This is a genomic window from Halioxenophilus sp. WMMB6 (genome assembly GCF_033283405.1).
Classification (GTDB): Bacteria; Pseudomonadota; Gammaproteobacteria; order Pseudomonadales; family Cellvibrionaceae; genus Halioxenophilus.
In genome coordinates, this window is sequence record NZ_JAWMQR010000012.1 from 1 (window position 1) to 19,243 (window position 19,243).

The 19,243-nt window shown below is 52.2% G+C and carries 22 protein-coding genes and 1 pseudogene; 18 read left to right on the plus strand and 5 right to left on the minus strand.

Features of this window, described 5'->3' with window-relative positions; translation table 11 throughout:
* Positions 1-140: 140 nt before the first annotated feature.
* Both SBL51_RS20985 and SBL51_RS20990 read left to right on the plus strand, forming a co-directional pair.
* Positions 141-512 carry a hypothetical protein gene (locus SBL51_RS20985; protein WP_317933126.1) on the plus strand — a complete coding sequence of 124 codons (372 nt, stop codon included), beginning with the start codon at positions 141-143 and terminating at the stop codon, positions 510-512.
* A gap of 122 nt (positions 513-634) precedes the next feature.
* Complete coding sequence (locus SBL51_RS20990) at positions 635-1,042, plus strand: hypothetical protein (protein WP_317933127.1); 408 nt, start codon at positions 635-637, stop codon at positions 1,040-1,042.
* A gap of 251 nt (positions 1,043-1,293) precedes the next feature.
* Here the strand turns inward: SBL51_RS20990 and SBL51_RS20995 are convergent.
* Together SBL51_RS20995 and SBL51_RS21000 are read right to left on the minus strand one after the other, a co-directional pair.
* Positions 1,294-2,338: pseudogene (locus SBL51_RS20995) on the minus strand (transposase).
* 260 nt (positions 2,339-2,598) lie between these two features.
* Positions 2,599-3,447: a hypothetical protein gene (locus SBL51_RS21000; RefSeq protein ID WP_317933128.1), complete on the minus strand. Its 849-nt coding sequence runs from the start codon at positions 3,445-3,447 to the stop codon at positions 2,599-2,601.
* Positions 3,448-3,848: 401 nt separating this feature from the next.
* Between SBL51_RS21000 and SBL51_RS21005 the strand changes: the two genes are divergently transcribed.
* Entirely contained in the window at positions 3,849-4,256 is a 408-nt protein-coding gene (locus tag SBL51_RS21005; protein ID WP_317933130.1) for a nuclear transport factor 2 family protein, read from the plus strand.
* A 24-nt stretch (positions 4,257-4,280) separates the two neighbouring features.
* Positions 4,281-4,616, plus strand: a complete 336-nt coding sequence (locus tag SBL51_RS21010; protein ID WP_317933131.1) for a hypothetical protein — start codon at positions 4,281-4,283, stop codon at positions 4,614-4,616.
* Positions 4,617-4,643: 27 nt separating this feature from the next.
* Here the strand turns inward: SBL51_RS21010 and SBL51_RS21015 are convergent, their stop codons facing one another.
* Both SBL51_RS21015 and SBL51_RS21020 read right to left on the minus strand, forming a co-directional pair.
* A complete protein-coding gene (locus SBL51_RS21015; protein WP_317933133.1) occupies positions 4,644-5,513 on the minus strand; it encodes an NAD(P)-dependent oxidoreductase in 870 nt (289 codons plus the stop codon).
* Between the two features lie 6 nt (positions 5,514-5,519).
* The gene (locus SBL51_RS21020; RefSeq protein WP_317933134.1) at positions 5,520-6,194 is read right to left on the minus strand and encodes a peroxiredoxin-like family protein; all 675 of its coding nucleotides are present in this window, start codon (positions 6,192-6,194) and stop codon (positions 5,520-5,522) included.
* A gap of 108 nt (positions 6,195-6,302) precedes the next feature.
* Here SBL51_RS21020 and SBL51_RS21025 point away from each other — a divergent pair, with 108 nt between their 5' ends.
* The 13 genes from SBL51_RS21025 (at position 6,303) to SBL51_RS21085 (ending at position 14,997) form a co-directional block, all read left to right on the plus strand.
* Entirely contained in the window at positions 6,303-7,205 is a 903-nt protein-coding gene (locus tag SBL51_RS21025; protein WP_317933135.1) for a LysR family transcriptional regulator, read from the plus strand.
* Between the two features lie 68 nt (positions 7,206-7,273).
* Positions 7,274-7,696, plus strand: a complete 423-nt coding sequence (locus SBL51_RS21030; protein ID WP_317933136.1) for a PaaI family thioesterase — start codon at positions 7,274-7,276, stop codon at positions 7,694-7,696.
* Positions 7,697-7,860: 164 nt separating this feature from the next.
* Positions 7,861-8,355, plus strand: coding sequence for a VOC family protein (locus tag SBL51_RS21035; RefSeq protein WP_317933137.1), 495 nt, complete (start codon positions 7,861-7,863; stop codon positions 8,353-8,355).
* A 39-nt stretch (positions 8,356-8,394) separates the two neighbouring features.
* Complete coding sequence (locus SBL51_RS21040) at positions 8,395-8,865, plus strand: DUF2938 family protein (RefSeq protein WP_317933138.1); 471 nt, start codon at positions 8,395-8,397, stop codon at positions 8,863-8,865.
* A 41-nt stretch (positions 8,866-8,906) separates the two neighbouring features.
* A complete protein-coding gene (locus SBL51_RS21045; RefSeq protein ID WP_317933139.1) occupies positions 8,907-9,185 on the plus strand; it encodes a hypothetical protein in 279 nt (92 codons plus the stop codon).
* A 121-nt stretch (positions 9,186-9,306) separates the two neighbouring features.
* Positions 9,307-9,729: a cytochrome c oxidase assembly factor Coa1 family protein gene (locus SBL51_RS21050; protein WP_317933140.1), complete on the plus strand. Its 423-nt coding sequence runs from the start codon at positions 9,307-9,309 to the stop codon at positions 9,727-9,729.
* A 118-nt stretch (positions 9,730-9,847) separates the two neighbouring features.
* Positions 9,848-10,789: an AEC family transporter gene (locus tag SBL51_RS21055; protein ID WP_317933141.1), complete on the plus strand. Its 942-nt coding sequence runs from the start codon at positions 9,848-9,850 to the stop codon at positions 10,787-10,789.
* A 644-nt stretch (positions 10,790-11,433) separates the two neighbouring features.
* Entirely contained in the window at positions 11,434-11,886 is a 453-nt protein-coding gene (locus SBL51_RS21060; RefSeq protein WP_317933142.1) for a hypothetical protein, read from the plus strand.
* A gap of 90 nt (positions 11,887-11,976) precedes the next feature.
* Positions 11,977-12,519, plus strand: a complete 543-nt coding sequence (locus tag SBL51_RS21065; protein ID WP_317933143.1) for a hypothetical protein — start codon at positions 11,977-11,979, stop codon at positions 12,517-12,519.
* Positions 12,520-12,669: 150 nt separating this feature from the next.
* Positions 12,670-12,969 (plus strand): hypothetical protein, encoded by a 300-nt coding sequence (locus SBL51_RS21070; protein ID WP_317933144.1) that lies wholly within the window; start codon positions 12,670-12,672, stop codon positions 12,967-12,969.
* Positions 12,970-13,129: 160 nt separating this feature from the next.
* Positions 13,130-13,306: a hypothetical protein gene (locus SBL51_RS21075; protein ID WP_317933145.1), complete on the plus strand. Its 177-nt coding sequence runs from the start codon at positions 13,130-13,132 to the stop codon at positions 13,304-13,306.
* Between the two features lie 90 nt (positions 13,307-13,396).
* On the plus strand, positions 13,397-13,870 hold the full coding sequence (locus SBL51_RS21080; RefSeq protein WP_317933146.1) for a GNAT family N-acetyltransferase: 474 nt from the start codon (positions 13,397-13,399) through the stop codon (positions 13,868-13,870).
* Positions 13,871-14,007: 137 nt separating this feature from the next.
* Entirely contained in the window at positions 14,008-14,997 is a 990-nt protein-coding gene (locus SBL51_RS21085) for an FUSC family protein (protein WP_317933147.1), read from the plus strand.
* 229 nt (positions 14,998-15,226) lie between these two features.
* Here SBL51_RS21085 and SBL51_RS21090 read toward each other — a convergent pair whose 3' ends face one another.
* The gene (locus SBL51_RS21090; RefSeq protein WP_317933148.1) at positions 15,227-17,677 is read right to left on the minus strand and encodes a TonB-dependent receptor; all 2,451 of its coding nucleotides are present in this window, start codon (positions 17,675-17,677) and stop codon (positions 15,227-15,229) included.
* A 1,088-nt stretch (positions 17,678-18,765) separates the two neighbouring features.
* On the opposite strand from SBL51_RS21090, the gene SBL51_RS21095 reads away from it, so the two are divergent.
* On the plus strand, positions 18,766-19,161 hold the full coding sequence (locus SBL51_RS21095) for an ACT domain-containing protein (protein ID WP_317933149.1): 396 nt from the start codon (positions 18,766-18,768) through the stop codon (positions 19,159-19,161).
* Positions 19,162-19,243: the final 82 nt, after the last annotated feature.

Sequence of the window (19,243 nt, forward strand, 5' to 3'; positions counted from 1 at the left end):
CTTGGTGTGTTCGCGCTAGGTTTGTTCGCCTTTTCAATTCTCTTATGGCAAATTTCTAACAAGCGCAACCAGGCAGGGACAAACTTTCCGCTTGCGCTCCAAGTTTGCCCCTGTTGCGGTCGTTATGTTTCTGAATAGATATGCTCAGTGATCAAGAATTAATAAAAGAGGTATCGCCGACGACACGCCGAGTGCTTGGAGTTGTATGCTTAGTTCTTGGTTTGGGTTCTTTGGCGCTGTCGTATTTGGGCGGCAATGATATTTCATTGGTTTTAAGTATTGTTGTCGGCATCCCCATTATCTTCGTAGGTATTTCTCTGCTATTTGGCAGAGCGAGTAAAGGCAAGGGCATTCTATCGCCGTTTACACTTTACCTATTTGGTAGCTGCTCAGCTTTGGCGAGTGTTTGGGGTATCTATGCGGGTGCAAGTAAGGCCGGCATAGGTATTCTTATTGCATTTGGTTGTTTCGCATTGGCTAAAAAGCGCTCAAAGGAAGCTCGGTCATGGTAAAACATAACAAACGGCGGCAGGCGGACAGTTTTTCCGTGGCTCGTTTTGCGTATGGCTCCGCCATAGTCGCGCAAACCGTTCCACTCCAAAACTGCCTCAGTGCCGGGCGTTATGTGTAAATCATGCTGAGAGATCTACATACATTTAGTGTAATTGCCGCATTCTGCGCAATGTCTGTCATGGTCGTAGTGACCTTTACAGCCGGTGGAGGCATAGCAAGCATTTTGTACGGTGGCATGGCGCTACCTTTTGCGTATGTTTTTTCGTTGCTCTTTGGTCTGCCTTTGTTATTTCTCCAGAAATATTTGCACCTAAATGTATACATTTGGTTTTTTATCTATGCTTTTGCAGGCGTAATTGGTTCTGTTTTGGTGCTTTTCGTTCTGGGTATAAATATTACGTCGGCTACCTTTATAAATTCGGGGTTCTTTTTAACCTATGCCCCAATGGGCTTGGCCGCAGCTACTGGTGCATGGTATTTCTCGGTGTATCGTAAACAGAAATCAGGTGGGCGTAGTGTCAACACATAACAAGGCCAAGCACAATCGTGCAATGCAAAAAACGCATTGCACTGGACAGCCTACAATTAACAAGACACCCACATTAAGAAGAGCCAAATATTTAGCTAAGCAGGAGCACTTGAATATCGTATTAAATATAAATAATTCTGGTGTTCCCCAATAGTGGAATTCCAAAATCATCGGTTAATCTAGGTTAATTTAAACTAGAAGGTAATAAGAAAAGCTTTGAGGCGGACCTCTCCTTACGCGTGTGGAGAAGGCTAATTGAATAGTCGTTGGTTTTGAGTAATACCCGGGGTGCGCTGGTAACCGAGCATCTCGGCAATAGCTCTAATTTGTTTGGGTGATCCTACAAACCCGTGCATTTGCTCAAACTGAGTAGTTAACCATAGCCAGCGTTCGGGTGGTATTTCTAGGCGGCTTAATATTGAAGGGAGTCCGTTAGGAATGAACCCGCGCTTATCATCCCGAATTGCTCGGCCGGTCCAGTCCACCAGCTCTAAATAATCAGAAAAATTAAATGGAATTCCGATAGGGGTATCGTCACGGACGTTACCGGTAAATGGCAATAAGTTTGACGGTTTAGGTGGTGTTAGTGGTAGCGACTGAATTCGTTTTTGAATCGATGTGTGACTAGACGCCTCTGGTGTTTTCGCCAGTTTGGACCTTATAGGATTAAGGTCTACGTATGCCATACAGGCCAACAATGCCCACTCATCCAAAAGGGCTTGTGAAGTGAATCGCCCCTCCCACAAATTCATCCGGAATGAATTTGAACAGCTTTAGCTGGCCCGGAGGGTGATTGCCATGGATGGAAATCATAAAGCGCCCGGTGCAGTGATCTTCAGCATTGGCTTGACGAGCAATGGGTTCGTTCAGTGCCCGCATAAACCAGCTAATATCACACAGCTGTTGGCGCCATAGATCAATCTTTACATTGACAGCATCAAGTTCTGCTTTTGATAACGTATCACCGTTGGCATACTTTCGCGTAAGGAGAGTACCCTTATAGAGTTGATGCCAACGGTCACAAACCTCTTTATGGGATAGGGACTTGGCTAGATCTTGATTAACATGTAGTACCACATGTAAGTGGTTACTCATCACGGCATAGGCGCACAGATCAATAGTAAATACGTTAGCAAGCTCTAGGAGTCTATCCTCAACCCATTGCCGACGATGCTCGTAAGATTGGCCTGAGTAGTGGTCCTCACCACAGAGAAAGGCCCTCCGGACACACCGGGAGGTACAGTGGTAGTATGGCGTGGCATCTAAAGATACTTGAAGTTTCCGAGCTCTTGCCATATGCAAACCTATCGGTTGGACTGCGCCTGAAATACTGGTTAAAAATACAGTAATTGTCGTAAGTATCAAGTCTTTTTATGGGGTGTCTTATTAATTTTATTATTAATTTCTATTGTGGGTTCGGCAGAGCATATTATAGAGGTGGAGCCCTACATCTATTTGTCCGTACTCACCGCGAATTTAACGCCTGAGCTAAAGAAATCTCAATTCACGATTATCGTAATTAATAGGGCTCCGCCTCTGATTGCTGATACTCCTACTTAAGGTGCAAACGCGTGAACGTCGATCAGGTTGGTCCATACGGTCGGGCCGCCGGAAGCCTCTTTGACCTGCAGCAACGCTCCACGTCCGCCATCGGCCTCTGGGCAGTAGTACTTGTGCTCAATCGCACCGTGCTCCAGAGGGCTCCACTCCTTGGTTTCCAGGCAGTTCGCATACTGCCCTCCTGCTGAATCCTCAACCGTGACGAAATTGAGCACCTTTCCCCAGTCCTCGGCGTTTTCCTGGTCGAATTCCTGCTGGTAGAAGTCACCTTTTGAGGGCGAGGCCATCATTACAATGCCGGCAAGTGCATCGTTTTCACCCGCGATAAAGGAGCCATCCAGGCAGACGTTCAAGGCCGGAAAAATGGCATCAGTACCGTAAACATAGGTTTCACACTCTGCCGGTGCGATGGTCATGTCGAGAGTGTGTTCACCTAGGTACCAGATATTACCGGAGTCATCCTGTGCATGGTAATCTTGTGTAATCTCGGCCAAATTGCCATAGGGGAAGCCGCTGGGATAAACATTGAGTTGGTCCGCACAGTTTTCTGACTCATCCAGCCAGACCCGATCGAGCACAATCCGGGTGTTGATGCCATCAATGAACCGTATCTGGTTAGTGACATCGACCTCGTCCCACTCACAGCCGTCTGCGGTTTCGCTGAAGTATACGTAGGCTGTGTTAACGGGCAAAGGCCAGTACTGGTTGTTGATCGTGAGCGGTGTTGAAAAGTCACCCGGAAAAAACTCAGGTGCAAATAGCCCTCCAGCCATCACGTTGCCACTTGCGCACAGCACCAGCATGACTGGCATACTGAACCGAGTGTTTCTTTGTCGTTTTTTCATCGCCTTCTCCTTTTCTTTCGAAAATGGATAATGAAGAGCTGGCCGGAAGCGGGCAGGCCGACTCTATGATGTTAGTTCGAGTTGACGGCGTTCAGTTCAACCTGATTTTAATGTTGGAGGTTAAATCTCGTTTCACACTATGGTAGCTCTGTGCTTATCTGGATGAGTAATATAAAGTTGCCAATATTTGCTATTCTTTCCTTTTTATTCCCCGTTGTTATTCGCCTAAAAAGTGGGCGTAGGGCTGGCCGAGATGGGTGTGCTAGAGGCTCTAACTGTTTCACTATTGTTTACCATCTTTGTGTGGGACGTCATTGGATGCGATATCAATGAAAACCATTGGTATTACAAGGGACCACACTGTTTTTTTACATTGGCAAAATACGATATTGGAAATGCCCATGAACGACTTAATAGACGGAATTTTTAAAAAATGGCATACGTACGCTGAAGTACAAAATATTAAGGCTTTGGCTGCTCTGTATAGTGATGATGCGCTGTTTGAAAGCCCATTAATCCCTATTATTTTAGGCGGTAGCCTCGGTGTACTGCGGGGCAGGCCGGCTATTGAGCAATTTTTTGAGAAGGCTGCACAAATCAGATCCGATAAGCCCATTAACTGGTTTCGAACGGGCGACTATTTTACCGATGGTAAAACCCTGGTGTGGGAGTACCCGCGCGAAACCCCGGATGGGCAGCAGTTTGATGTGTTAGAGGTGATGGAGATAGACTCGGGAAAGATTAAAAAACACCGGGTCTATATGGGATGGTACAGTTGTGAGAATCTTTTTGGCGCTTCGCCTCCTTAACGCGATACAAAAAACGATAACCGTATGAATAAACTCACTCAATTATTGGCAGAGGCCGTTAATAGCGGGGCTAATAGTCGCGGCCGCGATGCGTTATCGCAGGCGATATTGGCGTATGGCTCCAGTACCGACGATAACCTCGCCTGCACAGCCAATATCGCGGTGGTGCAGGAGGAGGAATATATCGGCCTGGGTACGGCCAGCGGCCGGCTGCTATCGGGCATTACCAATAGCGCCGAAGGCTGCGCCATTCCGGCCGAGCTGCAAGAGTCTTATCCTGATCTGACCCAAGCCGAATGGGATGCGCTGCTTAGGGTGTGTACCTTGTTGCTGACTGATTTGGAACGGACAGGCAGCTAATAGCTTACCCATTATCCAGTCAGCAATTTATCTACTTTCCAAATAGAGCTTCATAACGCTGGTGATGTTTTCCCACCCCAACCCCTCAAACTGAGCCTGCTGGAATACCGCTGCGGTCTGCTCCGCCAGTGGTGCTGGCGCGGCTGCATCGGCGGCGTACTGTGCCATGTAGCCCAGATCTTTAACCACCAAATCCACCGGAAAGAGCGGCGCGAACTGACCCTTGCGCATAAGGTGCAGGGCTGCGGTCATTACCGGGCTGGTCACCGGCAGCTGTTCCAACAGTGGTGCCACCTGGGTCAGTGGTAGCCCGGTTTGTTGCAGCACGCCCATTAGCTCCGCCATGGCCGCCAGTTGCAGGGCAAACAGGGTGTTGGCCACCAGTTTTAATTTCATCCCCGCGCCTTGTTCGCCCACGTGCAGTACCGTTTTGGCGTTCACCTGTAGCACCGGCTGCACTTGGGCGATGGCTTGCGGGTTACCGCCGGCCAGGTAGATCAGTTGCCTCTGTTCGGCGTGGGGCAGGCTGCCCATTACCGGCGCATCAATAAACTGTGCACCGGTAGGCTGAATAGCGGCCGCCAAAGCCTGGCAACAGTCAACGCCGAGGGTGCTGCTCTCAATAGCGATATGTCGAGGGCTGAGGCCGTGAACGGCGCCGGTTTCCGGTGCCAGCCAAACGGCCCGCGCGGCGTCGTTGTCGGTGACCATGGCTATCACCACATCGGCCTGTTCCACAGCCAGGCAAGGGGTGGCGTAGGCCTTCGCCCCCAGCGCTGTCAAATCTGCACAGGCTTCTGATGTGCGGTTGTAGAGCGCCAGGTCAAACCCGGCGCGGATCAGATTTTTGGCCATGCGGCTATGCATGGCGCCGACCCCTAATAAAGCGATGCGCATGATGGCTCAACTCCCTGCGGTGGTGTTGATGGTGGCCAGCGCCTGGAGTATGGCCGAGGCTTCGGTGCGTTTGCGGTAGTCTCCATCTTCCGCCTCGGCAAAGACGATGGTGCCATCCGGCGCAATGACAAAGGCGGCGGGAATGGGCAGTTCGGCGCTGTCGTCGCCGTAGTAGCTGAAAAAGTCGTAACCGAGTTCGGTCATCGCCTGCATTGAGGGCATCGGATTTTTAATAATGGTGGTGTAGTGCCTGGCCACTTGGTTGCCGATATCGCTCAGCACATAAAAATCGAGCTCGTTGGCGTTGATGGTCTCCAGGGAGTTGTCCTGTGTCATGGGGGAGATGGCGATCAGCGTGGCGCCGGCGGCTTTTATCTCGGGCAGCACCGCCTGGTAGGTGCGCAGCGCCAGGTTGCAGTAGGGGCACCAGACGCCGCGATAGAAGACCACCACCGCCGGGCCCTGGGCCAGCAGCTGAGAGAGTTTCACCACCTGGCCATCGGCGTGGGGCAGGGCGAAATCGGCGGCCTGGCTGCCGGCGGTGAGTTTAAGGGGGCTGCGGTAAGCGGCGGCCAGCGCGGCGGCGTCTTGGCGAAAGATCGCCAGCTTGTCGGGCGGTAGCATCCCCTCCAACTGTTGTTCAAGTTGGGTGAGTTCGTGGAGATAGGAAGAACTGGACATAATCTTTGCTCCTGAGGCGAGTGGTTGAAAGGTCAGGAGCAGGTTAACTAGTGCTTATTTCGCAATAAACTGGTTGATGTGCAATTATAAAGTGCATAAATTGCAATAATGGATACCAAAGTACTCGCCATTTTTGTCGACGTTATGCAGTTTTTAAACTTTGCAGACGTCGCCCGCCTGCGTGGCCTGGCGCCGTCGTCCGTCTCCCGGTCCATTGCCCAGTTGGAAAATGAACTGGGGATTCGCCTATTCCACCGCACTACCCGCAAGCTGGAACCAACGGAGGCCGCCGAGCGCTTTTGTGAGCGTATTCGGCCACTGGTGGAAGAGGTGGAGAGTGCCTGCCAGTTGATCAAAGATAGCGACAACAAACCCCAGGGGCGGCTGCGTTTAACCGCTGCCACGGTATATGCGCAGACTTGCATTGTGCCTTTGCTGCCGGAATTTGCCCGCCGCTACCCGGAGCTGGAGGTGGAGCTGGTCATGACCGATGCGCAGCTGGATCTGGTGGAGGAACATATTGATCTCGCCATCCGCCTGGGGGCTCTTAACGATTCCAGCTTGATTGCACGTCGATTAAATAATTTGGAATTTCGAGTTTGCGCGAGCCCTGGGTATATAAATCATCAGGGTGTACCGAGCAGCCCGCAGGAGCTCACCGGGCGAGACTGCTTACTCTTCCACCGGGGAGAGGTACAAGCCAAGTGGCTGTTTAAAGATAGCCGGGGGGAAATAGAGAGTGTGCCGGTCAGGAGCCGGTACCTGATTACCAACTCCGCCGCTGTGTTAGCCTGTGCCGAGGCTGGCATGGGTATTGTGTTGCTGGCCGATTGGCTGGTGGCAGAGAGTATCCAGCGTGGTGATTTGGTAGCGCTCTTTCCCGACTACCAGGTGGCCCGGCAAAGTTTTGATAATGCCGTCTGGCTGGTCTATCCATCGCGTCACTATTTACCATTGAAGGTGCGGGTGATGGTGGAGTTTTTAGTGGAACATTTGCAGCGTACACTCTAGCAATTGTTAACTTGGGCCAGTGCCCCTTTTTAATAATCGCCTGCCACATGAATAGTCAGGAGCAGTCAATGACCGCAACCAAAGCTGAGGCGGCCGCGTTTATGGCGGCGGAGTTTCCGCAGAGCAAATGTGTGCTGGAGGATTTAACCCCTGGTACCGCTACTGTGTCGCACGCCATTGGCCACGATGAGCTGCGCCCTGGGGGAACGGTTTCGGGCCCGGTGTTGATGACGGTGGCGGACGTCGCCCTCTATGTGGCTATTTTGGGGGAGATTGGCATTGTGCCGCTGGCGGTGACCTCGAGCCTGACCATTAATTTTTTGCGTAAACCCTCGGCCCAGGCTGCGATTATTGGCCGCTGCCAGTTGCTCAAGGTTGGCCGTACCCTGGCTACCGGTGAGGTGCTGCTCTATTCGGAAGGCAATAGTGAACCGGTGGTGCATGTGGTGGGTACCTATGCCATTCCCCCAGCAACCTTAACCACGCAGTAATGAGAGATAGAAAGCGTTCTCCACACAGCAGAAGCATAGCCAGCGGGCTGATGCGAGTCATGGGGTCGCATTTAGTTGCCGGATGTAGTTGCCGGATGGTCACATTGCCAAAATATAAAACACCAATAACAACGACCAGTGTGTTAAAGCCATAGGGAGAAAAAATGATAAGAGGCATACACCATATTGCGGTACATGTGCACGATATGGAGCGCATGATCGAGTTTTACCGGGCCGCGTTTGGCTTTGAGCCCATTGCCAGCCGGCCCCACGCCTGGGCTAACGATAACAATATGGACAACATTATTGGTATCAAGGGCAGCGTTGGTAAGGTTACCACCTTAAAGGCGGGTAGCTGTTACCTGGAGATGTTTGAATTTACTCAGCCGGAGCCCGGTAGCCGCCAGGCAAAAGCCGCCAACGATAAAGGCTATACCCACTTTTCTGTGGATGTAATCAATATCGAAGCGGAGATGGCACGCTTGGCAGGACTTGGCATGAGCTTTCATCGTGCTACGCCGGTTGCGAATATGGGCGTGGTGAAATCGATTTACGGCAAGGATCCGGAGGGCAACATTATTGAGTTGCAGGAGACCTTGGTTGAAGGCTTCGAGCTGGAAGATCTGGCACCGGTGGCTAAAAAATCACGCCGGCTGTAAAGCCATTACATTATTCAATTTATTTTCTGGAGCCGACGCATGTTAGTGAGCGGGTTGGTTATTGGTGTAATCGGCACTCTGGGGATGGATCTCTGGGCGCTGGTGGTTAAATACGCGTTGCGCTTGCCGGTTAGCGACTGGGCCATGATCGGTCGTTGGGTGGCCTATCTCTTTCGTGGCCGTTATCGCCACTCACCCATTTCGGCAACGCCGGCGGTAAAGCACGAACTGGCACTGGGCTGGGTGGTGCACTACCTCACTGGCATTAGCTACGGTTTGCTCTACCTGTTTATTTTGGAGAGTATTTTGGGTGTTGCCCCCAATTTAGGGTCGGCGTTGCTGTTTGGCTTGGCGACATTGGCAGCACCCTGGTTGGTTATGCAACCGGGCTTGGGGTTGGGCCTGTTTGCAGCGAAGGCACCAAAGCCTTGGTTGATAAGAGCGATTAATCTTTCCATGCATTTGGCTTTTGCCTTGGCCATGTATTTGGCCTGGTTGCTGTGGCTGTGAATGGGGTCTCTTGATATTGATCGAATACAAAGGGTCTCTTCATGACTACCACTGAGAAAGCGTTAGTGCAATTTCGGTTGGCCAAACAAGCGCTGGCCAGCTACAAGTACCTGCTGGCGTTGGCCGCGCCTATTATTTTCCTACGGGCCTTGCAGGCCGATTTTTTTGAACTGGAAACTTATATCGTTGTGTATGTTGCGATAACGCTGTTGGGCACTGCCATTCGCGCCTTTGTGGTGGGTCCAACCACGGTTAATATCGCCTTAACGGAAAAATTTATTAATGAAACTGCCGGCGCTATTATCAGGCAGCCCAAATGACGGCTGTTCGCTAAATAAAATTAAATAGGGGGCTTGATGTCGCTGTTGTTTAGTAGCGGTAAACAATTTCCCGCACGAGTGAACGTTTGCGCTGTGGCAGTAACACTGAGATGAGGGTGAGATGGTTAGAAATTTAAAATGGATTTTACTGGGCTTATTACTGGCGTTGCTGGTGTTTGCCTTAATGGCGACATTTGTTTTCTTCCTGATGCGCTTGATGATGGGCGAGGCTTATCAGCTCTCTTGGGCGGCGGTGAATAGCAGCCCTGCGGTCGTGGCGGTAATTGGCGAGCCCATTGAGCCTGGTTGGTTTGTGCTGGGCAGCGTCTCCACCAGTGGCCCAGAGGGCTCTGCCGCCTTGCAATACTCCATTACCGGCAGCCTTAACACCGGCATGGTTTATCTGATGGCCAGTAAAGTCATGGGTGAGTGGCAGCTCGATCAGGTGATTGTTCGGCCAGAGGGGGCCGCAGCAATTAATGTGGTCCCTAAGGCCGGGTTGGAGGAGAGCCGCTTCCCAGCCGATTCGGCTATATCCATATAACTCGGCCGCGGTTCGGGCATCCTGTGCACGCTTATCCACTCTGCCACCAATAGCTAATGGCACAGTTGGTGGGAGTCGGTTACTGTAGTCGCCCATTTGTGGTTGTGCCGTTCCCTTTATGCTCTCGATACTCGCCCTGATTCTACCGATTTTTGCATTGATCCTCTGCGGCTGGCTGGTCCGGCGGGTGGGCTGGGTAAAAGATGCTGCCGCCGCCGAGCTGAATCGGTTTGTGGTACTGCTGGCGCTACCGGCGCTGCTGTTTGATATCGTTGCCGAGGCCGAGTGGGCCAGCCTTTGGCAGCCGGATTTTATTCTCTGCTATACACTCGCCACCTTTGCCATTTTTGTGGCCACCATTGTTGTTCAACGCCGGCGTCGACGGGCGCTGGCCGATGCCGCTGTTGATGGCCTTAATACCAGCTACTCCAATACCGGTTATATGGGTTTTCCGCTGCTGTTGGCGGTATTTGGTAGCGATTCCCAGCAACCGGTAATGATTGCCACTCTGATCACCGTATGCCTGCTGTTTGCGGTGGGTATTACATTGATTGAAGCGGGTTTACAGTCGCAGCGCGCTGGTGGCCAGCTTGCCCTGATGGTGGTTAAAAAGGTGCTCAGTAATCCCATTGTGGCGGCACCCTTGTTAGCCCTGGTCATTCCGGTTTTCAACTGGTCGTTGCCGCAACCGGTGGCTGCGTCTCTCAAACTACTGGGTGATTCTGCGGCGCCCTGTGCCCTGGTAACCATTGGTCTCTTTTTGGGTGGCCGGGCCGGTGGTCGGGGATTACTCTCCGCAACCAGCGGGGTGATGGTGGCGACCAAATTAATTGTGCACCCGCTACTGACCTATCTGTTGGCGGTTTATGTTTTTCATCTACCCGACTACGCCATGCAGTGTGCGGTTTTGGTGGCGGCGTTGCCCACCGGCACCGGGCCGTTTATGGCTGCGGAGTATTACCGCCGCGAAACCGCTGTTACCTCTAATGCCATTTTAATTTCCACGCTGCTATCGCCCATTTCACTAACGTTAATTTTGGCTTGGTTTGCGGCCGCTTAGTGGTTGTTTTAATCGCGATCCAGAGGCGCACCCTTTGCCTGTTGGACAGTTTCTGCTTGAGTGAAGCAATTTTCCGATTGTGTTATTTGAAAAGTTGATTAGCCTATTCACTTTTCTGTTAATGACGGTTATTCATTCGACTGCTTGTGACCAAATTTAATAACTGGTTTTCTCTATATTCACTCCAATGTTAACGACAAAAATAATTCTATTTTAGCTGTCGTCTAAGTTTACATGGCTCTCTAATTTGGATAGTTTTAACGCTGTCGCTGTTAGTGACACGGTTCGTGGCCCATGCTGCTGGGTAGGGTGAGACTGTGTTATAGCGATATTGGCTTCTGTTCCCCGCGCAAAAGCTCTCTACCTATGGTTTGTCAAAATAGGTTTATCAAAAATAGGTTTGTCGATATAGGTTTGCCGAAATAGCTCTGCAGATTATTGATGATGTGAGCGACTAGACTTTTGCCTCAGTGAGTGTTCATCTGGCACTCGCTGGGGTTTTTTATTGTCGGTTGAATGGTAAACGGCGTGGTAGTTTTTCTGCTGCAAATTCACTGAGGTAAACGAGAGCCAGCTAAATGTTATTGCTAGAATCGCATTCTGTTGAGTTAAGTTCTTAGATTGCAGATACAGGAGCCAGGGTTATGGTTGACGCAAGTGGTTCGGGTGGTGGCTCTACGCACTCCGTAATTGGCGATATTGAGAAGGAGTCGCCCTATTGGCCAGAGTATCAATATCGGCACACCCATATTTGGAACAATATCTACAAGTTAACCTTTGCCGTGGCTTTTCTTTCTGTGGTTCCCTATCTCTACCCCAAAGTGGTTTTTGTCATTACCTGGTGGGCCATTTGGCCACCGTTGTTGGCTTTTGCTTTGGCTCTGTTTGGTACTTTTCGGGCCCATCGGGAGTTGATCGCTTTGGGCGAGATTAAAGATCGGCACCGGGAATTTCTTCGGCTGAATTTACCCGGCAACAGCAATTTTAAGCGCGATGTAATGGTCTACCTTGTTACCTTGCTACTGGCGGCGGCCGTCAACACCTATGTGGTATTGGTGGCGTGGATTCCCAATGTGCAAATGCCGGCTTGTGCTTAGCCGATGAGTTGCGGCAATTGTATGAGCTGTGTAACTCTATAAAATTGTCTGCTTGTTTGTTCATGAAGCATCTGTTTAACGGAGTAATCAATGGACGGCTGGGATAAGTTTAAAGTGGTCAGTGCGGTATTGGTGCCAGCGGCGATTGCATTGGTGGGCCACTGGTATACCTCGGCCATTGCCGAGCGGGAAATTCAGGCGAAATTTGTTGAGCTGGGGGTGTCGATACTACAGGCGCCGCCCAATAAAGAGACGGCCAATCTGCGCACCTGGGCGATTGAAGTGCTCAACCGTTACTCCGGTGTGCCACTGAACGAAGCGACGCGTAAAGATCTCATCGAAAATGTGCCCATCCCGACGGCGGACCGCTGGAGTGAAGCACCGCCGGTCTCCGGCTGGTGTTATCAGGAGGATAGTTTAAAGCCTGGCCCACAGCAGTTTTCCGTTCATTGCCACTGGTCTGAGCCACGCTGCAATGAGGCGCGTGGCCCCAATGCGAGAACCCGGCAATCGGCCTGTACGTTGGTGGATTTGGCCCAAGCCCAGTGGCAGCCCAACGCCAAGGGCTGGCAGGGCTCCTGGTTTGAATTTCGTGCCCAGCCTTTTCCTCCACCCTTTCCGCCGTTACCATAGGCCGCTACCCGATTCCGCTTGGCTCGTCGTTGCCTAATTTATATATGGTCTAATTTGACTATGGGTTAAGTTGTCTATGGGTTAAGTTGTCTATGGGCCCTGATGGCGGCCGGCGGGGTTATCCATATCGCATTATGGAATTTTAAAAATATGGATGTTGTTATCGCCTTTGCTATCGATGCGCTGATCAGTGGTGCTATTTTGTGGTTGGCTGCCAAACTTACCAAGGTCGATCTGGCTTTTATTACTGCGGTGATGGTTGCTGGAGCCTCTGCCCTGGTGGGTATTATTCCCTCGGTTGGCTGGTTGCTGTCGATTATTGTTTTTTTCCTGCTGCTTAAACAGTACACACAGGCAGCCATCTGGCCAGACCTGATCTTAATGGTTTTGGTCAGCAAGCTGGTGGCGCTGGTGGCTGTGTTCGCGCTGGCTGGCATGGTTTCGGCTTAAACTTTTGGAACATTTACCACTTGCTAAAAAAGTTAGGCGAATCAGTTCTGCTGTCGCGGCTATCAGTTGTCTGATTTTTGTTGGCAGTTCTCTTCGTTTTCTCTACGTGATGACTACCTATTACCAGCCAAGTGCACCGCCCAGTTATTTGGGGTGGGCTGTGGTTAACGCTCTGCTGGTTGTGGTGCTCGCGCAGCTGCCAGCCGCGATCATCTGGTTAATGGTGCGTCGTCACTTTCGGCAAATCTGGTTGTGGTCGATCAGCGCCTTTTTTATTTTGGGTACTGGTATCTACCTGTTTTCCAGCTATCTGGCGCTTTGGTCGTTGGCGCATTGATCTGCACCAAACTCAAGCCGATTAATCGGTTGCGCAGGGTTAACATCTCTGGTTACCTACCGAACCCAATAATTGCCACAGTGGGTAACAATGATGAAGATCGTGGCGGCCGATGAATCACACTTTGCCGATATCGCGTGCTTGGTAAGCACGCCTGAAGAGCTCTATTTGGTTTATCCCAGAGGGCGCTTTCCGTGGAGTGGTGAACAGGTTAAAGCGTTGGCAGTGAGTCGACGCGAGCCAACGGTGGTCTTGGTTGACGGACAGGTGGTGGCCTTTGCCAACCTTTGTAATGTCGACCCAGGTGCGGTGGCTTTTATTGGCAATGTCATCGTGGCGGATCCGTTTAAAGGTCGGGGTATTGGCCAGGCGCTTATCCGTCACATGATTGAGCTCTGCCAAAATCGATACAGCGCGGTTGCCCATTTGGCGGTGTTTGGTTTTAATGCCCGGGCACTGCTGCTCTATGCCCGGTTGGGCTTTAAGCCCTATGCTGTAGAGGCACGCCAAAACCTGAGTGGTGAGCCGGTCGCACTGATTAAAATGCACTATGTGGAAAGTTAGCCCGCGAAATACCGACTATGGCCACCGATAATCCTCCGCCCTCTAATTCTTCACCGCCAGATAATAAAACCGGTCTCTGGGCTCACATCCGCCCGCTATTAACCTTGAGTGACCACAAGCGTCCTCTGGGTTTTTTAATGACGGTGACTCTGGCGATTGCCGGGCCGGTAGTGTTGGGGGCTTGGCTCGGGCAGTTTGAGCTGGGAGTGGCGGCCAGTATTGGCGGCCTGGTGAGCACCTACCTGCGCCAGACGCCGCTGTCCCACCGGATGGTGACCATGGCGGTGGTTACCGTTGGTTTCTGCGCGGCCTTTACCCTCTGTCTGCTGGTGGCATTCAGCCCCTGGTTGATGGTGGCCGCGCTGGGGCTGGTGGCCTTTTGGGCCACCTTTGTCTGCCGCTATTTTACGGTACCACCTCCGGGTAGCTTTTTCTTTATTCTGGTAGCCGCCATTGCCGGCGCTCAGCCGTTTGACCTTGCTCTGTTAACGGAGCGTACCGGGTTGCTGCTGTTGGGCTGTTTGGCCGCCTGCGCTCTGGCGCTAACCTACAGCCTGCTGCAGCTGTTGGCGGGCCATTCCAACGGCGTGCAGCCGGCAGAGACCACAGACGTGCGTGTGGTGGCTATTTTCCTGGAGTCGGCCACCATCGCACTGTTTATTGCCATCAGCTACCTGCTGGCACTGGGCTTGGGATTTGACAACCCCTATTGGGCACCCATCTCCTGTGCCGCTATTTTGCAGGGGGCCAGCTTTCGAGCGGTGTGGCAGCGCAACGTGCACCGGGTGGTGGGTACTGCCATTGGCATGGGGTTGGCCTGGGCCGTTTTTCAGTTGCACCCCAGCCCCTGGGGGCTGGCACTGCTGATGGTGGTACTGAGTTTTGTGATTGAATGGCTGGTTACCCGTAATTACGGCCTGGCGGTGATTTTTATCACGCCGCTCACGATTATTCTGGCTGAGGCAAAAAGTGCCTCGCTCGATACCAATACGGTTATCTTGCTGCGTATGGTCGATGTGTTGTTGGGCAGTAGCGTGGGCTACCTGGGTGGCTGGTTGCTGCACCGGCAACAATGGTATGCCGGGCTTGAGCAACGCCTGGCGCGGATGATTGGCAAACGGGATTGAATGCTGCCGTTGTTAACGATTGGTCGCTAATGGCTGTGGTACTTAATTGTTGTGCTAGGTAATTGCAGTGGTAGGTAATTGCAGTGGTAGGTAATGTCAGCAGTTGGTTATTGCTAAGGCAGTTGTTGGCTGCAATGGCTACTGAGTTTGCGATGGGCAAAAAAAATCCCGGCCCCAATCATCAGGGCCGGGAGATTCTTAAGCTAACTCAACATTTGGAGAATCGAGTTTAGAAGTTGTAAACCGCTTTGATACCCACTTCGCGTGGTGTGATTGGGTCAACCACAACACCTTGAGTGGCGAAGAAGTTAGGCATGGCACCGAAGTCGGTCAGACGACGACCGGTAGCCCAGCCCTCTTTGTCGAAGCAGTTGTCGCAGTAGAGCTCCAGGTCGACACCGCTCATGCTGGAGATACCGGCACGCAGGTTAACCAGTGAGTAAGCTTTGATGGTGGTCAGGTTCAGCTCGTCGGCGTAGGTTTCGCTGCGGTAGACAACGTCAGCTCGCAGGCTGTAATCCCAACCGTCCATCAGGTCGTCGGTCCAGGTAACACCAATGGCACCGCTGTGCTTGGGTGAGCGGGGCAGGGTGTTGCCGTCGGCCTTGTAGAAGGTGCCGTAGCTCAAGCCCAGCAGTGAGCGGAAGGAGTTACTGTTGTATTGATCGTACTCGGATTCAACATAACCGTAGGCACCTTGTACGGTCAGGTTTTCGGTAGCGCTCCAGCGGACTTCCGCCTCAATACCTTGCTGAGTACTGGAACCGGCAATAGTCGGCGTCAGGAAGTACGGTGTACCGGAGGAGGCGGTGAAGGTGTACAAGCCGGAAGACTTCATTCCATCCCACTCTTGGCTGAAGGCAACCAGTGAGTACCACAGTTGGCCGTTCATCAGAGACTGTTTCCAGCCCAGTTCCATCAGCTTCAGAGTCTCTTCGTCGGTCTCTTTGGCAACATCCGGGTTAGCGGCCAGGAATTCGGCGGCATCGGTTGGATCCATTGAGTCAAACATGGCGTTATAGGCGCCTGGCAGTTGGCCTTCTGAGTAGCTCAGGTAGAGGTTGGAGTCAGGCAGTGGCTCGAAGTTAATACTTACACGGGGCAGAATGGCTTCAAAGGAGAGCTCAGTTTCGCCGGTAAGGGTTGCTTCGGTATAGCCAGAGGAGTTTTTGGTGGTGTCATCCTGGTAACGGGCTTCTGCCACGAAGGTTGCCCAATCGGTCAGATCCCATTCGAATGAACCAAATACGCCCAGGGTTTCGATGTTGGTTGCGTCCAGAACACTGGCACCGTAACCGTACAGGAAGCCGCCAAAGTAGCCGTTAAATGCGTTCCAACCACCGTCGACGTCACCCATTTGGTCGAGTTCAGAGTAGTTCAAACCACCCATCAAACGGATAGCACCGCCGTTGTCCCAATTGATACGGGCTTCAACGTTGGTGGATTCCAGTTCCAGGTAGGTGTGCAGCATCCAGGCCTGGGAGTCGGTTTGGTCGGCGTCACGAATCTGGGTGGTGTCGCGCTTGCTGTAGCCCACCAAGGCAGACAGCGTCAGGCTGTCGGACAGGTCGTAGTTCAATGCGGTGGAGAAGACCAGCAAATCCGAACGCAGGCCAACGTGGCTGAGTGAGGGAGTGTCGCCTTCGGCATCGCGGCCGGCCAGCAGTTCAGCAACGCTGTAGGTGCCATCGGCCAGTGGGCTGCCGTACATCGCCTGGCCATTAACCAGGATATCGTAGAACGAGGTGTTACTGCTGATATCGATGTAGGGAACGTCGCCAGACAACCAAGGCTGACGGAAAGCGGTGGTTACAGTACCGTTGCTGGTTGGTACTGTGATGGCGTCACCCACAGCGATGTTGTTGTAGGTAGAGAATGGTACAAAGGTAGAGGCTGGAGCGCCGTCGTCGTCCTGTGAGTAGGCCAGACGGGTTTTGATATCCAGTTTGTCGGTTGGAGTGAACGACAAAATAACAGAGATACCGTCGGTCTTCTCTTCGCCCAGAGCGCCGCCGTCGTTGGCGTCAAACGGCGCGCCTTGTTTGCGAGAGAACATAGTCAGGCGGCCGTTAACGTTGTCAACCAGTTTACCTTCCACATAGCCGTTGATGTCGGTGCTGCCGAAAGTGGGGCTGTAGTCAACAGAGATTTGGCCACCAAACTCTTCAGTTGGGGTAACGGTGGTGTAGTTGATGGCACCACCAAAGGTTCCGCGACCAAAGTAGACAGGCTGTGGACCACGAATCACTTCCACCTGGCCAATATCGGTAAAGGAGACAGAGCCAGCACCGCCCAGAATATTAACGCCATCCACATAGAAACCACCGGTTTGGTTGGTGGGGGTGGTGATCGACATATCCATACCGCGGAAACGGATGGCGGAGTTGAAGCGACCTGGCTGAGAGTTACCCACGTTTTGGAAATCCATGTTCGGGGTAAATTGGGCAACGGATTCCAGCTCGCTTAGGCCGGCGGCATCCAGGTCACGCTTGGAGAACGCCTGAATGGAAAGCGGAACATCCACGATGCTCTCTTCCCGCTTACGGGCGGTAACGACCATCTCTTCAATGAAAACCGGCTCGGAGGATTCACTATCCTGGGCAATGGCTGCGTAGATGGGGTTGAGCGCGAAAGCGGCTCCAGTTAAATAAAGATATTTTCCAACCTTGCTGTGATTCATGCATCATCTCCTAGCAAATTATCGTAATCACAAATTAAATCGTTAAATTGACACAGTGGCGCTTTCCGCCACGACGCCGCCGCAATTTAAGGAATATCTTGTTGTGGTAGCCAACGGGAGTGTTTCACTTGTAGCGCTTCACTCTGCTGGTTACCACAACATGCCTTTGCCGCGTTATTCGGCCAGCCCGACAATCTTTACGCTCTACCGTTAGGAGTTTTAAATGGCCAGCTCAAGAATGGCTGGTTGGCACTCGCTTCCGTTGTGGTAAAAAACGAAATTACTTTCGCGCTCCATCTGCCGAGTTGATAACGGCACCATGGCAACGCTTCAGCCTCTAAACTGGGCGGCAAATTACTGGATGCCGCCTTTAGTGGTTGCACAGGCTTAGGCTGCAGGTCTTCAATCTTTTTTGCCGATGAATATTGTCTATTCATCGGCGATAAACTGTCTTTTCGACTTTCGTCGGTGCGGGCGGGAGTTGCCCGGCTGTCATTCTTAGGCCCGCCGCTGACAGATGTGCGGGCTTAAATTTATTGGTTGCCCATCCCGCTGCTGGCTGCTCACTCTTACTGGCGCCAGTGCCAACTCCACGCCTTCAGCGAAAAATTGGTGAACCACGAACAAGAGTGCTTGTCTCAGTTTCTCTTGTGTCGTCAGGGTTGTTGCTGAGCTTTCAGAAATCCTAGGTGGAGCAAGCGCGAGTCGCTATGACAAAAGTCAAGCGCCATCAGGCCGAAATCGACTATAGGTCTCGTCTATGGCTGGTATAAGGTTCAGACAAATCGCGGTCGCGGTCGCCCACCCCCCGCCAATCGTGGACTCCAGCGTTATTCCTTGCCGTTGCCGAGCGCTCGGATGGACGACACAGAACACTTTGGCTTCAGTAAAAAAAACTTCATTTATTACGGTTATTAGGGGTATAACCCCTGTTACCCGGTGCCCAGCACGTGGCTGGCCGGTAGCTTGTGGGCTGGCTTGGGGCTGGCTTTTAATCGGTTAATAGCTGTTGGCTCGAGGTTGTCGCGTTAAGGCATCGTTGAACAAGCTCGGTCTGTTTCGAGCTACCGGTGAGGGGGGAATCGTCTATGTCGGGCATTACCGATTTGGAACAGTTACTAAAACGGATACAGCCACAACTGCAGGCCGGGGAGTTTGTCTTTTGCACGGTTGCTGGGCCACTCACTGAGTTTCTGCCACTGGCACCCATCGCCAGTTTTAAAGAGGCTGAAGGTCTGACTCTGGTGCTGACCAGAACGGCAGCGGAGGCCGCAGGGCTACCCTTCGAGGGCTTTTTTCGCCAAATCACCTTGAATGTTCACTCCAGCCTGGAAGCCGTTGGCCTGACGGCAACGGTCGCCACCCGCTTGGCTGCGGAGGGCATTAGTGCCAATGTTATCGCTGCTTTCTATCACGACCATATTTTTGTGCCGGCAGCAAAAGCCGAGCAGGCTCTGGTGGCTTTGGCAGCTCTCAGCTGTTAAACGAGAGTGAGCCGTTGCCCAGGTTGACGGTGGTCGATTGGCTTTGCCCAGGCCTCAGGGCAACAACCGGCTGTGGTAAACT